11 protein-coding genes are annotated in these 13,296 nt (G+C 50.8%); 2 read left to right on the top strand and 9 right to left on the bottom strand.

The features are described from left to right. Positions 1–37: 37 nt before the first annotated feature. Together Q2J39_RS04435 and Q2J39_RS04440 are read right to left on the bottom strand one after the other, a co-directional pair. The gene (locus Q2J39_RS04435; protein ID WP_288339206.1) at positions 38–1,528 is read right to left on the bottom strand and encodes a protein kinase domain-containing protein; all 1,491 of its coding nucleotides are present in this window, start codon (positions 1,526–1,528) and stop codon (positions 38–40) included. After that, entirely contained in the window at positions 1,521–3,098 is a 1,578-nt protein-coding gene (locus Q2J39_RS04440; RefSeq protein WP_288339207.1) for an FHA domain-containing protein, read from the bottom strand. The genes Q2J39_RS04435 and Q2J39_RS04440 overlap by 8 nt, the downstream gene beginning before the upstream one ends. A 148-nt stretch (positions 3,099–3,246) precedes the next feature. On the opposite strand from Q2J39_RS04440, the gene Q2J39_RS04445 reads away from it, so the two are divergent. Next, complete coding sequence (locus Q2J39_RS04445; RefSeq protein WP_288339208.1) at positions 3,247–3,849, top strand: hypothetical protein; 603 nt, start codon at positions 3,247–3,249, stop codon at positions 3,847–3,849. Between the two features lie 183 nt (positions 3,850–4,032). Here the strand turns inward: Q2J39_RS04445 and Q2J39_RS04450 are convergent, their stop codons facing one another. Both Q2J39_RS04450 and Q2J39_RS04455 read right to left on the bottom strand, forming a co-directional pair. Beyond that, the gene (locus Q2J39_RS04450) at positions 4,033–4,539 is read right to left on the bottom strand and encodes an NUDIX hydrolase (RefSeq protein WP_230266758.1); all 507 of its coding nucleotides are present in this window, start codon (positions 4,537–4,539) and stop codon (positions 4,033–4,035) included. Between the two features lie 87 nt (positions 4,540–4,626). Beyond that, positions 4,627–5,910, bottom strand: coding sequence for a tol-pal system YbgF family protein (locus tag Q2J39_RS04455; protein ID WP_288339209.1), 1,284 nt, complete (start codon positions 5,908–5,910; stop codon positions 4,627–4,629). Between the two features lie 112 nt (positions 5,911–6,022). Between Q2J39_RS04455 and Q2J39_RS04460 the strand changes: the two genes are divergently transcribed. After that, complete coding sequence (locus Q2J39_RS04460; RefSeq protein ID WP_288339210.1) at positions 6,023–6,280, top strand: hypothetical protein; 258 nt, start codon at positions 6,023–6,025, stop codon at positions 6,278–6,280. Between the two features lie 170 nt (positions 6,281–6,450). On the opposite strand, the gene Q2J39_RS04465 is transcribed toward Q2J39_RS04460, so the two are convergent. The 5 genes from Q2J39_RS04465 to Q2J39_RS04485 form a co-directional block, all read right to left on the bottom strand. Beyond that, complete coding sequence (locus tag Q2J39_RS04465) at positions 6,451–7,005, bottom strand: hypothetical protein (RefSeq protein ID WP_288339211.1); 555 nt, start codon at positions 7,003–7,005, stop codon at positions 6,451–6,453. Between the two features lie 102 nt (positions 7,006–7,107). Continuing rightward, positions 7,108–8,223, bottom strand: a complete 1,116-nt coding sequence (locus Q2J39_RS04470) for a transglutaminase domain-containing protein (RefSeq protein WP_288339212.1) — start codon at positions 8,221–8,223, stop codon at positions 7,108–7,110. Between the two features lie 369 nt (positions 8,224–8,592). Then, entirely contained in the window at positions 8,593–9,363 is a 771-nt protein-coding gene (locus Q2J39_RS04475; RefSeq protein WP_230266763.1) for an inositol monophosphatase family protein, read from the bottom strand. A 14-nt stretch (positions 9,364–9,377) separates the two neighbouring features. Beyond that, complete coding sequence (locus tag Q2J39_RS04480; RefSeq protein ID WP_230266764.1) at positions 9,378–10,475, bottom strand: DUF4062 domain-containing protein; 1,098 nt, start codon at positions 10,473–10,475, stop codon at positions 9,378–9,380. Between the two features lie 104 nt (positions 10,476–10,579). After that, the gene (locus Q2J39_RS04485; RefSeq protein ID WP_288339213.1) at positions 10,580–13,171 is read right to left on the bottom strand and encodes a hypothetical protein; all 2,592 of its coding nucleotides are present in this window, start codon (positions 13,169–13,171) and stop codon (positions 10,580–10,582) included. Positions 13,172–13,296 lie beyond the last annotated feature (125 nt).

The following is a 13,296-nucleotide window of genomic DNA, read 5'->3' on the forward strand; positions in this document are numbered from 1 at the left end:
GGGCGAAAATTTGAGACGGCTTTTGTTTTCTCGAAAATCATTCCAGGCTGGAAAAGTCATCGGATAGTTTCCACAAAAACGAATTGTTTTTCTCATCTTCCTGGCGATCGGTTTCCAGAGCGGAATTCGTAACCAGAGGAAAATCCGAAAAGAGATCCTCTTTCTGAATTTCCTCTATGGAAGCAGCATCGTCTGAATCTGCGCTTTGCCAGTGCAAATACAGTTTCCAGAGATCCGGGGCGCGTTTGGCCAGAGCGTTCTGCATCGTTTCGTTTAAAGAAAGGGTCTGTCCGTTCTGCCGTTTTCCAATCAGCATGTACACGAGCGAACGCGCACACTCTCCGCTCATCTGTTCAGGAGTTTCGATCTCTGCCAGAAGGCGTTCGAGCCGATCTGGAGCGACCGCATCCGGCGTAAGGGCGACCATCTGCGCCATAAGCTCAAGCGGTTCCTGCCATCCGCTCTGGTCTGGGAGTTCTTCGAGCAGATCGTCCAGCTGCTTCTGCGGGATCAGGCCATACACTAAAAGCTCCAGCATCGCCTTTGAAAAGCGGATCGAATAGTTCGTATCGTCTGGCAGATGATCCATACAGAAGCCGGCCAGACTGCGATGTTCTTCGCGCAAAGCCGCTTTGGCCGCCACACTCCACTCCGCCGGGCTCAGTTTGCGCTGCGGGTTTTCTTCCAGAAGTCTGGCATACTGGGCGCACAAAACCGAGGCTTCGGGAAGTCCGTTCGACGAGTCGAGCGCATACGCCAGCCGCTCATTTTCGCCTGCCTGGGAAGACATTCCAATCGGCAGCACGAGCATCAATACCGAACAGCACGCGACCAGAAAAAGGGACAGGATCAGCAGCGCGCTTTTCTTTCGCGATTTCTTAACGGCCTTTTTCATGGCCTTCAACGACGAGAATCGCCGTCTCGGATCGGTACTCAGTGCTGTCCACGCAATGAGCGAAGGTCCAAACATATGCAGATACAGACGGCCCAACCCGATCTGATCCGCTCGCTCATCCATGCGTGCACCGTCCGCGCCTTCAGGCGGCAGCGCGTCTTTATTGACGAAGACCGGACGCGTGCTCCCGATCGGCAGACAGGCATTGAAATCGATCAGTACGGCATGTCCGTTGTGGACCAGGACGTTGTCGCCTTTCAAATCGAGATACAGATATCCGGCCTGATGCACCTGTTCGATCAGCGCAAGAATTTGAAGGAAGATTTCTTTTTTCGCCTTTCGCGAGGGGCGTTCGTGCAGCCATTCCTCTAACGAACAGCCCTCAAACCAGGTTTCCACCAGCGTGTGGGCATACAAATCGGATCCATACTCCACTAAAGAAGGAGTCCACATCGAATCGAGCTTTTCCAGAACGTCTTTTTCCCGTCGCAAAGCGTCCAGAACAACGGAGGGCGCATCGATCGGAACGCTTTTGCGCACGGCTTTCTTTTGGGAGAGCGGATGCATTACCAGATCGGTCTGGCCATGCGGCGTCTGCTTGAGCGTTTCGATCCAGATCCAGGATTCACTCATGGAAAATCACCGTCCGGCTGCCCAGCCGAATTTCCATTCCGTCATGAAGGCGCATTTTCCGAATGACCCGCTTTCCGTTCAGCCATGTGCCATTGGTCGATTTCAGATCCTGGATGTACCACTTTCCCTGCGTATGCGTCAGCCGGGCATGGGTCAGTGAAATCGTGGGATCGATCAGAACGAGGGGACAGTCTGCCCGACGGCCAACAACAATGTCCGCTCCCTCCAGGTCCAGCCGCTTCCCTTCCAGATCCAGAAACGCAGGGCGCGCCAGTTCTTCCAGCAAAACCGTCGGATTCGCAGGCACTGCTCCTTTTCTGGATTTGGAAGTCGAAGAATTTCTTTTTGGCGTCATGCTGCGTTCTGGTTTCTGATCCTGCACAGCAGATTCGGATACCTGTTCTTCTCGTTTTGACAGATCGGGCTGGGATGAAGGATTGAATGCCCCCGAATCGGGCCAGAGCGGACGAGGGGCAAGCGGGCTCTCATGCGGGCTGCCGTAAGGCGTAAGAAGCGGTTCTTCGCGCACCGAAAGGGCGGAAGGTTCTTCAAGACCGTAAAGCGAAACCGAACCGCCAAAAGGCGTGTTGCTTTCTGGAACGCTGTGAGATATCGGATCGTCTTTTCTCGTTTTCCTTGCTTTCTTCCGTTTTTCTGTTTTCTTCGGATTGGAATCATCGGTTCCTTGCGGATTTGGTTCAAGCTTGAGAAGATGCGCTTTCTCTTTTGAAGACGTGTCGGAAAAAGGATCGAATGGCAATCCTTCGCTTTCTTCCCGGGAAAAATCAAGCGGGGAAAGCTTTCCGTCAAAACTTTCGGGCTTTGCCTTTTCAGCCCGGGGAAACAGAGGAGAGCACGCCGCAAAGGACGTCTTCTCTTCATTCAGAGGATCCGTATTCGTATCCTCTTCTTCCGACTCGGTCCACACCAGATCGTCCTTTTCTTCCAAACCGCTCATCCCATCGCCGCGAAGCGGATAAAGCGGTTTGGACCGGACATAAGGCGGTATGTCTTTTTTCAGACAAAATCCGAACAGACGGTTTCTGGACAGAAAAAGCGTTTCAAGCTCCTGGAGAAGAGCATCCGTTTCCAGCCGGCCATTCGCCGCCAGAAACAGCAGCCCGCAGACGGCGCTCGCTTTCGGATCGAAATAGTCCAGCAGTTCCCGATACAAATGAAGCAGTTCCTCCTGCCGCTTCATCCAGGCTCGAAAATGAACCGGGGCCCGGACAAAGTAAAACGCGTCACCGCGAAGGGACAGAAAAATCGTTCGGGCGGAAAGCAGAACCGGCTGGCTTTGCATCGCCTTTAAAACCTGTTCAAGCAATCCATGCAGAAACTGACACGCCAGTCGGGTTTCCAAATGGCTCTGCACGAGAAAATCGTGCAGAGAAATCCGCTCTTCCAGGCTGTAGTACGCGCTGCAGGAAACAGGATCGAGGCGAATTAAGGAAAGAAAGCTTTCATCCTCCTCATTTTCCATAACCCGCTCGTCATACAGTTCGCGCTCTTTGACGCGCACCTGCAGGCGATTCGGTCCATAAACAATTTCTGTACATTCCATCAGCATCTTTTCTCTCTCCTTTCCCGTGGCGTTCGTCGTGTTATACGAGCGATCGCCTACGAAAGGAAAACCGAATTGATTTCGACGTCATGCGAGAGTCAAAAGATGGATGGAGCCGGAAGACACGGGCGAAAGAAACAGCGATAATGAGAGCATGTCGCATAAAAAAACGCGCTCGGATGGACGCGGCTTACCTTCTTCTTTCTGGCTTTGGGGACTTTGCCTCCTTCTGTGTCTGTGGGCGCTTGGTCTCTGTTTATCCTGCAATCCCTGGCGGGACAATCTGACGGGTCTGGTCTGGATCGACCATAAATGGATGAGTGCGGGCGGGTTTATTCCTTTTGCCTGCCTGTTCAACGCCTGTTTAACGGATCGCGTGTTTCGTCAGTGCGAAGAAACACGTCTGGCCCGGCTTTCCCTTTTGTTCTGGGGAATCGGCTGGATTGGCGCATGGCTTCCCTGGCAGGATGTGAGCGTAAACCTGCTTTGGGGTCTGCTCAGCAGCCTGCACCTGTTTCTCTGTCCGCTTGCTTTTTGCGGGATTCTTCTGCTCTGGCTGTATGCGGCGCTCTCCTGGACGAGCAGCCGGGCGCTTCGACAAGCCGCGCAGGGAATGATCGGGATAGCGGCGGGATCTCTGGCTTTGATGGCCTTCAGCCAGTCCGTCAGTCTGTATTGCGAACTCTTCTTTCTTTGCGCTTCCCCTGTGTATCTGGTCTGGAAAATTCGAACATTTTCGCGGGACGACGGCTCGTGATGTTGCTGCATCGCTTTGGCCGGTCCCTGTTTTTCGTCTACGAAAACGAAACGGACCAAAAAAATCCGCATTCTCTATTGATGAGAAATGCGGATCAGCTGGAGATTTTTCGATTTGAATTCTGGCCGTTTTAAACACAGCGATTGCGTTGAGGCGCGTTCAATCCGACAGCAGCCCAGGGCTTCAGATGTCTGCTTTCTCTTTTTGGACAGGCCGATCGTCCGTTACGATGTGCAGAATTTCCGAATGATCCTGACTGAGGTAATCCTGTAAAAAGGAAGGATATGCCCGGTACTGATCGAGCTGGTCGATCGGAAGCCAGTACATATACTCACGGACGCCCTGCGAATAGCTGTGGCTGTTCAGATTCTGGCTGCCTCTGGGTTTCATCCGAAAGTAGAAGCAGATTTCGTGGCATTCCCGCTCCTGGCCAAACTGCGTATCGCAGAAAAAGCTTTCATGAATGATCGCCAGGCGATCGACTTCATACGCCACGCCGGTTTCTTCGAGCACTTCGCGGCAGACCGCTTCCTGCGCGGTTTCTCCATGCTGGACGGCGCCGCCCACGGAATAGCAGTACGGGCTTCTGGCATTGCCCGCAAAAAGAGCACAGCCATCCTCAATGAGGATGGCTGCAGCGCGATAGCGAAACCATTTGTTCTTGCAGGAAAAGCCAAGATCCATTGACATAGAATTTCCTCCAGATTTCACTCGGACGTACGTCCTTATCGTTTTACCGGTCTTGCATGACCGTTTTTTTGTATCCGGAAAGCCTGATCATGCTTCGTTTTCCTGAGACGAACTGTACTCGTCAGGCTCATCGAGCAGATGACTCTGCTGAATTTTTGCGAGATAGTTCTGCGCGTTTTCAACGTAGTAAAGGCTGCCGCCCTGACTGATCGTCTTTTCAAAATACATTTTCGCCAGTACGTAATCCTGCTGAACAAAAGAGATCAGCGCAATATAGTAGGCGCATTCCGCACTCTGAAGGCGGCTAGTGGACGCTTTCAGAGACATGAGAAAGTATTTCTTGCTTTCGTTGAAATCGCCGTGCATCAGATTCAGCTTATTTTCCAGCATGCTCAGCTGCGAATCCTTCATCATCATGCCCATCTGACCGCGCGGAAAACGCATTTTCTCCACGGCCTCGATGCAGCGCTGAACGCCGGATTCGTCTTTCAGCTGGTAGTAAATGCTGCCCATGAGCAGATAGTACTGAAGCTGATCGGAGAAGCTCGGACGGCGATAGGCGATCAGAACGTCCTGCGCCAGTTCCGGCTCATCGAGATAAATCAGACAGCTTGCCATGAGCGCCCGGTTAGCCAGCTTGTAGTGGCTGCCGCGTTTTGAATAGTAGAGCAGCGCAGACATGCAGGCTTCCGGATTGCACTCCTGATACAGAAGCATGGCAATCGAGTTGAATGCCTGCATCCGTACGCGGGACAGAAACTGCATGGCGACCATGCAGACGGTCAGCAGAAGAATCAGAATCCAGAAGTTGTCGATGAAGACTAGAGAGCATCCAATCGCAACCAGACCGAGTACAAACGCGAAACGAATCGTACGCATCGTACGGCGAACGTTTTCCCCCAGTGCCTTATAGCTTTCATCCAGAGGGTGATGAATCGTGTAAATACGGACGATTTCATCATCGCCGGTAATATCGGCCTGGCGAAGGGCTTTGCTTGTCGAACGGTTGAGCGTGGCCCAGCCGTAAATCCATACGATGATCGTAACGGGAAGACTGAGAATGCCGATCAGGACAACCCAGTCGGGCATGAACATCAGAAACATCAGAACGATGAAGATGGAACCGCTGTAATAGGCAGAAACGACATTGGCGACCGTAATCACATTCGCCATGCCCATCAGACCGATTCCGCCGGCAAGGGAGATCAGGAGCGGCTGTTCCATGACCGTTTTCAGCACGTCAGCCGGAAGCATATCCTTCGCCATGCTCCAGAACAGTTCGCTGGAACTGAAGAAATATGTGGTAAGAAAGCCGATCAGAAAAGCGCCGAACAATATCAGCAGCTGCCGCTTGCAGTTATATTTCCACATGAAAAAACCTCTCTAACACTCGATTCTCAAAAGAGCGAGTCCATGAGAATCTCAAATAATACCTTACACAAGTATAAAAGACGAAAACCGATCGTGTGTCTAAAATTCCCTAATGGATGATGTGAAATTGTGGTATTCATTTTATTCCGACACACCGCACCAGAAAAGCCAAGTCGATTGCCGCGACAGGCAAACACTGGATAGGAGAGCAGGAAAATACGGAACGCCTCTTTCCGATCTTTCTTGCCGCCTGTACGCACAATCATTTTTCCTGTTCCCTTTCCGGTATTCTGGACGGCTGAATCCACAGAAAAAGGGGCCAGACCCAATTGGCGATTTTCAAAATCGTCATTCGGATCCGGCACCCTGAAATTCGAACGAATTCACTGGTTGCCTGCAGACTGCCTTTGAACTGCCGCACAGCCTGACGGCTTTCCTTCCTCCCCTATGAAAAATGACTCCAGAGGGACGAGAAAACCGATGCAGCGGACGATTCAGGCAATCCGAATTTTGTTAAAAACGTATAGCCTGGAAAGCAATTCAGTCGTTTTTTACTTCCCTGTACGTTTTTTCAAACTCTTCTCTGGTCAGCAGATTGAACGTAACGGACAAAATCTCCTGCTTTTCGCTGCGCTCAGCTTCATAGATCACAACAAGAGCGTCTTTGGCTGCCGTTTCCAGGGTTCCCCAGAGCTGCGCCTGAAAGTAATGGTCTTCATCTTCCGGATGAATTTCCAGTTTTCCATGCTTCACCAGATACTCGATCAGATCGTTTGACGGCTCGCCGACCTGCCAGGCCTGACGGGTCTCCGGCTTCTGAAAAAACGTATCTTCCCTGGCTGCGGGAATGTGATGTGCGAGGAAGAAATCCCGCGTGTTCGGATACGGATAGCCTGCGCCATCGATCTTAATGTAATCGCCGGCGCTGGCATGCTGGCCATGCGCCTGTCCTTTAGTTTCCTGCGAAAAGACTTCAAAGCTTCCATCCGGCAGCTGGATCAGTTTTTTCTCCTCAAGCAGCTGACGGATTTTTGGATGATGCTCATCGAGGGGATAAGCGAAAAGCGGGATATCACAGATTTTCTGGATATACATGAATGCAGATTCCTTTCCTTTGCATGCTGAAGCACGGAAACTTTCAGTCTTTTTCGAAATCCATGTTATTACGAATTTGCCTGCGAATTTGCGCTTTCGTCTTTAGCTGGGATCGTATTGCGTATCGGTGCAGGCAGGCGCGTGATACTCGGTCGGATCATACGAGCGGCGTTTAAGCATGAACTCATCCGAAGTAATCATGTAGTCATAATCCGCTGCGCCCGATACCGTCTGGCCGTTCTGGCTCATATAAACGGGATCCCCATACGTCGAATCGCACTGGTAGTAATTGCCGTTGATTCGGATGACGTTCCATCCGTGGGGGCCGTTGGGAAAGACATTGCCGGTAACCATAAATGCCTGAATGCCCTGGTCCTGAAGCAGGTACGTCATCATCTGTGTATAGCCCGCGCATACCGATTCCCCGTTCATCATGGAACTGATCAGATTCTGGTTATCCGGTGCGCCGGCAACATATTCCACGTGTTCCACGACATAACTGTAGGCCGCTTTCAGACGGTCATATTCATTGGCCGGACTGCCAATTTCACTCCGAACGGTCTGCAGCTTTTGTTCGAGTTCCCTGTTCATCGCCGTCACGGCATCCAAAGCCCGGTTGTAGCGGTACGTGAAGGTGGTCTGATTCCCCATGACGGTATAGCTGCCGCCGGTATCCACCCAGTAAATTTCCGGATGCTCGCTGAGAAGACACATATAAATATTAAAGACGTGATCGCTGTCATCCGTAACCACAGAAATATCGGGATCGAATGCGTACAGACCCGAAAGCATATCGTTATAAATCTCCTGATCTGCAGCGCACATCAGACTGTAGTAGTAATATTCATTGCTTTTCATGAGCGGTCTGGCATTAGTCGGGTTGTCCTGAATGACCGTTCCTAAAAGATCATAGCCAGGATTCTGGGAAGAAGGGCTGGTCGGGGCACTTGCGGATGACCCGCCGTTTCCATTTCCGCCATTTCCATTTCCGCCATTGGAAGGCGCCGTTAAGCCGGATGTGCCGCCGCTTCCGCCGTTTGCGGGAAGCGCGGGAGTTCCACTGGATGCGAGCGGACTGGTAAATGTGCTGTCGTAATAACGAAAAAGATACGGCGTGGCCAGAACGGTAATGGATAATAAACAGGCAATTCCAGTTACGGCCAGGCTTTTCAAAGCCCCTTTTTTTCCGTGGTAATCGTACATTCCGGTTCTTCTCATTTTCCTGTCCTCCTCTTCTCTCTCTGCTCAGTTCTGCTTCTTCGAAAGCCTCCATGCAGAGGCTCACTGCCCATTTGAGGAAGCGTTTGATTTTATTTTAACGAAATGCTTTTTCGACACTGTATCTTTTGAGAGCATTCTATTCAGAATGATCGTTTCTATAGAGATAGGGGTAAAAATACAGAAAATCGAAGCCGCCCTTTTCCGATCCGTGCGGCTGTGATGGACGGACGGTTTCCAATAAACGAAAAAGACGATTTTCCGAATCCGGTTCGGTAAAAATCGTCTTTTCTGATTATTTTTTTCAAGGATTGTCTATTCCTGCCTGTCTAAGGGCAAATGGAATTCAAAGGGCGAAAGCCTTTGTTTTCAGTCCTTTGTGCGGCTGTGTTCCTGGATAATTTCACAAAGGCGGGCGTTGGTCTTTCCGTTTCCGGCAATAACCGAAGTCGGTCTGGCAAACTGAAGCGGGCGTCCGTCGTAGTTGCTGGCTGCACCGCCGGCTTCGCTTAAAATCAGAGAGCCTGCCGCAATATCCCAGGGCTTAAGAACCTTTTCGAAATAGCCGTCGATGCGGCCGTCCGCGATATAGCAGAGATCGAGTGCGGAAGAGCAGATCCGGCGGACATCGATGCATTCCTTAAAGACTTTTTTGGCCAGATCAAAGTTGGCGTCTGCCTGATCTTTATGCGTAGAGCCGGCTCCAAATTCGACCAGCGCATCCTTAAGTTCCCGATTGCTCACATGCAGGCGCTTGGATCCGTTGAGCCAGGCTCCTTTTCCCTTTTCTGCCGTAAAGCATTCGTCGGTAAACGGGTTGTAGACGACGCCGAACACAATCTCGCCGTTCTGATACAGACCTAAGGAGACCGAACTCATATTGAACCCGTAAACGAGGTTGGTCGTTCCATCAATCGGATCAAGAATCCAGCAGGGATCTGAAAGACTTCCTTCTTCTTCTTCCGAAAAGAAGCCGGCTTCCGGTGCCATTTCTTTCAGTTTTTTCTTCAGAAACTCGCTGATCGAAAGATCAACCTGCGTGACAAAATCCGCTTCCCCTTTCATTGCGATCTGCAGATGATCCTGGTGCGCAAATTTTCCAGCTTCCTTAACTGCGTCGATAATTTTTGAATAGTCCATCTCTTGATCCTCCCTCAGAATTCGGCAGTTCCATCGTCCGCCCGATTCAGCATAAGCACATCGTGGTGGTATTTCTTTAAAAACTCGATTCGTTCCGTTTCCGTTTCAAAAACGAAAATACGGCCGGTTTTATAGTTGCTTTTTGGATGATGATAGTCCGCCGCGTCCTGAAATGTCCCGCGGATGAAAATCGGGCGGTTTCCAGATTCTTTATCCAGAATGGTAAATCGATGAATTCCATCTTTTTTCCCTGGTTCGATCTCCATGTCCCCGAAAACGCCTTTGGTGGATTTTGAAGCCGAAAAGATTCCGACCAGTTCCCGGTCCTGACAAAGATACGTTCCCTGCCACCGGGTAATATCCCACTGGCTGAGTTCAATCGTTCCATCCGCTGGGTTATAGCTTACCTTATGATTTTCCGCATTGGCAATGATCTCTCCCGGCTGCTCCCCTCGTAAAAAAGTAACCGTTCCCAGTCGGAGATATCCCTTCGCCACTTCGCTCATATGGACCTGATAGTAAGGGCGTCCAAATTCAAGCTCATAATAACTGTCCACAGGCATTCCCCGGATCCAGCCGCTCACCTGACTGGTATTGCGATTGACAAAGTTGCGGCAGCTTCGGATCAGCTTGTACGGATCGGTTGCCGGCACAGGCGAATGAATGGAACAGACGAACTTCAGCTGATCGCGGATATCGTTCACGGACTGGTGAGGATCGAGAGCCTGAAGTTCTTCAACCGGCATGTCCGCGTTTTGCAAATACAGATCTCTGGCCCGCACCAGCTCCGGTGTCAGGCCTACCCAGACTTTAATGCCCTTGTTTGTGGACGTTTTAACGGTCTGGCAGTATTCGTATTCTTTCTGGGTCCAGCTTTTTCCTGTATCGTCGCGGGATCCATACCGCAGCGAAAGAATCATGAGAAAAAAGTCGGAACTCTCAATCATTCTCCGGATATCCGCAAAGCCCTCATCCGCATCCACCGCAAAATGTTCCATCGCAAACGGGAATACGCTGTAGTCAATCAGTTCATCGAGAATGCTTTTGCGAATATCTTCAAGATCGCTGGTGGAAGACAGAAAGGCTGTATAGATCGACTCGCGGTTATTCATGCTCATCCCTCCTTTTCTGTAACGGGTAAAGAGAAGCTGTCCCTTTCTGGAAACGCAGCTCCTGTTCCCGTTTTTTCTTCAATAAAGCCGCATCGATGATTTTTCTACTTTCGTGTTGTGTATCTGGAATTGCCTTCCATCACAGCCTGACGCGTCCTTTCTTTCAGTTTTTCAAAGGCAAGCTGGCGGCCTGGGCTGGATGGGACCGGATCCTTGAGGAAGAACCGGCCAATTTTCTGACAGAGCGTAACGTCGAAACAGGGCAGGTCATTTACCTTATAGTCCTTTTCCGGATACTGGCTTAACGTCGGACGATTTCCCTGTTCATCCTGCAGCGGATTGGCTTGCAGGGTTGCTTCACTCACCTCATCGAGACGGTCCGCTTCCAGACTCATTCCATACTCCTCGCGCAGAAAGAAAGGCAGGGACAGTTCTGGAGTCGTTTCCACTAAGCAGACGTGCCGCATGAGATGGCCGTCTTTGGACTGATTTTTAAACTGGTCGATCTCGTTTCGTTCGATCACGGGCATGTACGAATAGCCTGATACGCGGGTGGCGGCATTCCATCGCCGCTTTTCCATCCACGTCAGATCCGAAATCACCGATGGAATTTCAAAATAGCCTGGATCCACGTCCTGGACGCTCTCGATCCGGCTGAAGGCGTTCATATTCCGGGCTGGACTGGATGAGGCTAAAGAACAGGAATCGTTCAAAGTGCCTGGCTCGATCACCGCCGACTGAATCAGCCCCAGATCAAAGAGCTTGTATTCCGCATGGGATGCTCTCGACCAGTTCGACCAGTTGCCGTAATCTTTTTTCAAAAAATTCGGGGCTCCCTTTTTCTTCGCTTTTTTGGAGGCGGAAGAAGTGGTCCGCTTGCGGTGTCGAGTTTCGGCCGGTTTCTCCTCGGCATAGCCATGAATCACGTCGTAGCGGAAATTGGATTCCACGGACGTTTCGAGAATGCTCATCTGCAGCGCCGCTTCGAGGCTGAAGCGCGCCTGATCAAATCCATAAGGAATGACAATGGGCACGTATCGTTCGGTGGAACCCAGAGCTTCTTCTTCGATTCCATTTTCCGGGATTTGCAAAGTCAGCGGCAGCGGTGTCTGCATAGAAGGAAGCAGCGCCGAGTTCTGAAGGATCGGTACGACGAGCTGCCTGCCGATTCGTCTGGAATCATAGTTTCTCTGGGTCAGGAAAAGTTTCATTCTTTGCGCCATTTCCATATTTTCCGTCTGAGCGTCCTGAGCGAGAACGATATAATCCGCTCGAAGTGCCTCCTCCATCAGTCGTCTCATGTCTTCGCTCTCATCCAGACTCAGAAAATTCAGTCTGGCATAAGGGGAATTTCTTCGATTTCGCTGTGCGGATAAGACGGGATCCGGGCAGAGCAGATCTTCGTTTTCCAGACAGGAGAGCATGAGTTCCGGATAATTCAGATGAAGTTCCTTTTCCATGCTCGACTGCGAAGGATTCATGACCGTAACGGACAGACGGTGATTTTTCATCTGTCCTAAAACGATGGAGTGCAGAACAATGGATTTCGCCGCGGATGAAGATCCACAGACCAGCAGTTTCAATTCTCCGCTCTCGGATTCAGGCTTCTCAATCAGAGGAAGAAAGAGCGGGAGATCGCGCAGAAGATTGAATCCCATTGTCATATAGTCTTTTATTCCGTTCACCTCGAGAACCCGATCCCCGTTCTGGGCGGAGAGGTTCAGAAGATGATCAATGCGCTCCATCCATACCGGATCGTCAATGTAAATATTGACCAGCGTGCTCTCTGTGGGAAACGGAGCTTTGAGCAGCGGCTGCCGGCCAAGGGAGCGATTGAGATAATCGTGCTGAAGAACGCTCCATATTCCGGCTTTCTGGGAGCCGCTGTATTTTGTGAAGTTGGACAGAATTTCGTAGTTTTCCATGGTGTCGCCCATCAGGTAATACACCACCCGGGAAGACTTCTGCAGATGAAGAAGGCGCGGATCGGATTTCACACAGATCGCCTGAATGCTTTTCGCGCGTTCCACGAGTTCCATATTGGCTTCCGAATCACTGGTCATGTACGTGTCTGTAAAAATCAGCAGCGGCCGCTTGCAGCTCGAAGGAAGCGGGTCATTCAAATCCAGACCGTACAGCGCACGCAGTGTCTTTTCATCCCCGCGGGCAAGCCGTCTGTGGATATCCTCCGCCATTAAAATGGTTGCCTCGCTCAGCGACGTAAACACAATTTTCGGTCGGAAGGGGTGCCCCATAATTTTCAGCACCGGGAAAAGAATATCCAGAGCGGTCACGACCGAACTCAGCCCGCAAATGGGAGCCGCCACATTCAATACGGCGGTCAGATCCAGCAGGATGGGCTTGATCCATGCCCAGGCTGGATAGGGACCGGACTGAATCCACCAGTCAATCGCCTGCTCTTCCATCTCAAGAAACTGACCGTAATCCGCATCAAGAGAGACAGTCTGCAGCGTATTGATTATGGACATGGATACGTTTTCCAGTCCATTTGCATCCTGCGCGATTGCCGGACTAGGGCTGCTCAGTACAAACAGGTTTAAAAGGAAAACCGTGATGAGAATCCCGCCTGTGAACACGAAAATTCGATGAAATCGAAACTGCGTACCAAAGGCGAAAACCAGCATAAGAATAAAAATGATCAGTATCGAACCAGCCAGCACAAGCAGACTTTGCATATTCTTTCTCCTCTTCCTGTTTTTGGAATAAATCGAGTTCCAGTATTCTTTCAGTTTACGGAGAATATTCAAAAGTAAGCGTCAAATAAAAGACGGGTATTTTCTCGACCGCCTCCTTGGGATAA

The organism is uncultured Allobaculum sp. (assembly GCF_948576815.1).
Taxonomy (GTDB): Bacteria; Bacillota_I; Bacilli_A; order Erysipelotrichales; family Erysipelotrichaceae; genus Allobaculum; species Allobaculum fili.

Coding starts and splice junctions, on each gene's coding strand:
- Q2J39_RS04435 (WP_288339206.1), bottom strand. CDS start 1,528: ATGAGTGAATCCTGGATCTGGATCGAAACGCTCAAGCAGACGCCGCAT.
- Q2J39_RS04440 (WP_288339207.1), bottom strand. CDS start 3,098: ATGCTGATGGAATGTACAGAAATTGTTTATGGACCGAATCGCCTGCAG.
- Q2J39_RS04445 (WP_288339208.1), top strand. CDS start 3,247: ATGTCGCATAAAAAAACGCGCTCGGATGGACGCGGCTTACCTTCTTCT.
- Q2J39_RS04450 (WP_230266758.1), bottom strand. CDS start 4,539: ATGTCAATGGATCTTGGCTTTTCCTGCAAGAACAAATGGTTTCGCTAT.
- Q2J39_RS04455 (WP_288339209.1), bottom strand. CDS start 5,910: ATGTGGAAATATAACTGCAAGCGGCAGCTGCTGATATTGTTCGGCGCT.
- Q2J39_RS04460 (WP_288339210.1), top strand. CDS start 6,023: ATGGATGATGTGAAATTGTGGTATTCATTTTATTCCGACACACCGCAC.
- Q2J39_RS04465 (WP_288339211.1), bottom strand. CDS start 7,005: ATGTATATCCAGAAAATCTGTGATATCCCGCTTTTCGCTTATCCCCTC.
- Q2J39_RS04470 (WP_288339212.1), bottom strand. CDS start 8,223: ATGAGAAGAACCGGAATGTACGATTACCACGGAAAAAAAGGGGCTTTG.
- Q2J39_RS04475 (WP_230266763.1), bottom strand. CDS start 9,363: ATGGACTATTCAAAAATTATCGACGCAGTTAAGGAAGCTGGAAAATTT.
- Q2J39_RS04480 (WP_230266764.1), bottom strand. CDS start 10,475: ATGAATAACCGCGAGTCGATCTATACAGCCTTTCTGTCTTCCACCAGC.
- Q2J39_RS04485 (WP_288339213.1), bottom strand. CDS start 13,171: ATGCAAAGTCTGCTTGTGCTGGCTGGTTCGATACTGATCATTTTTATT.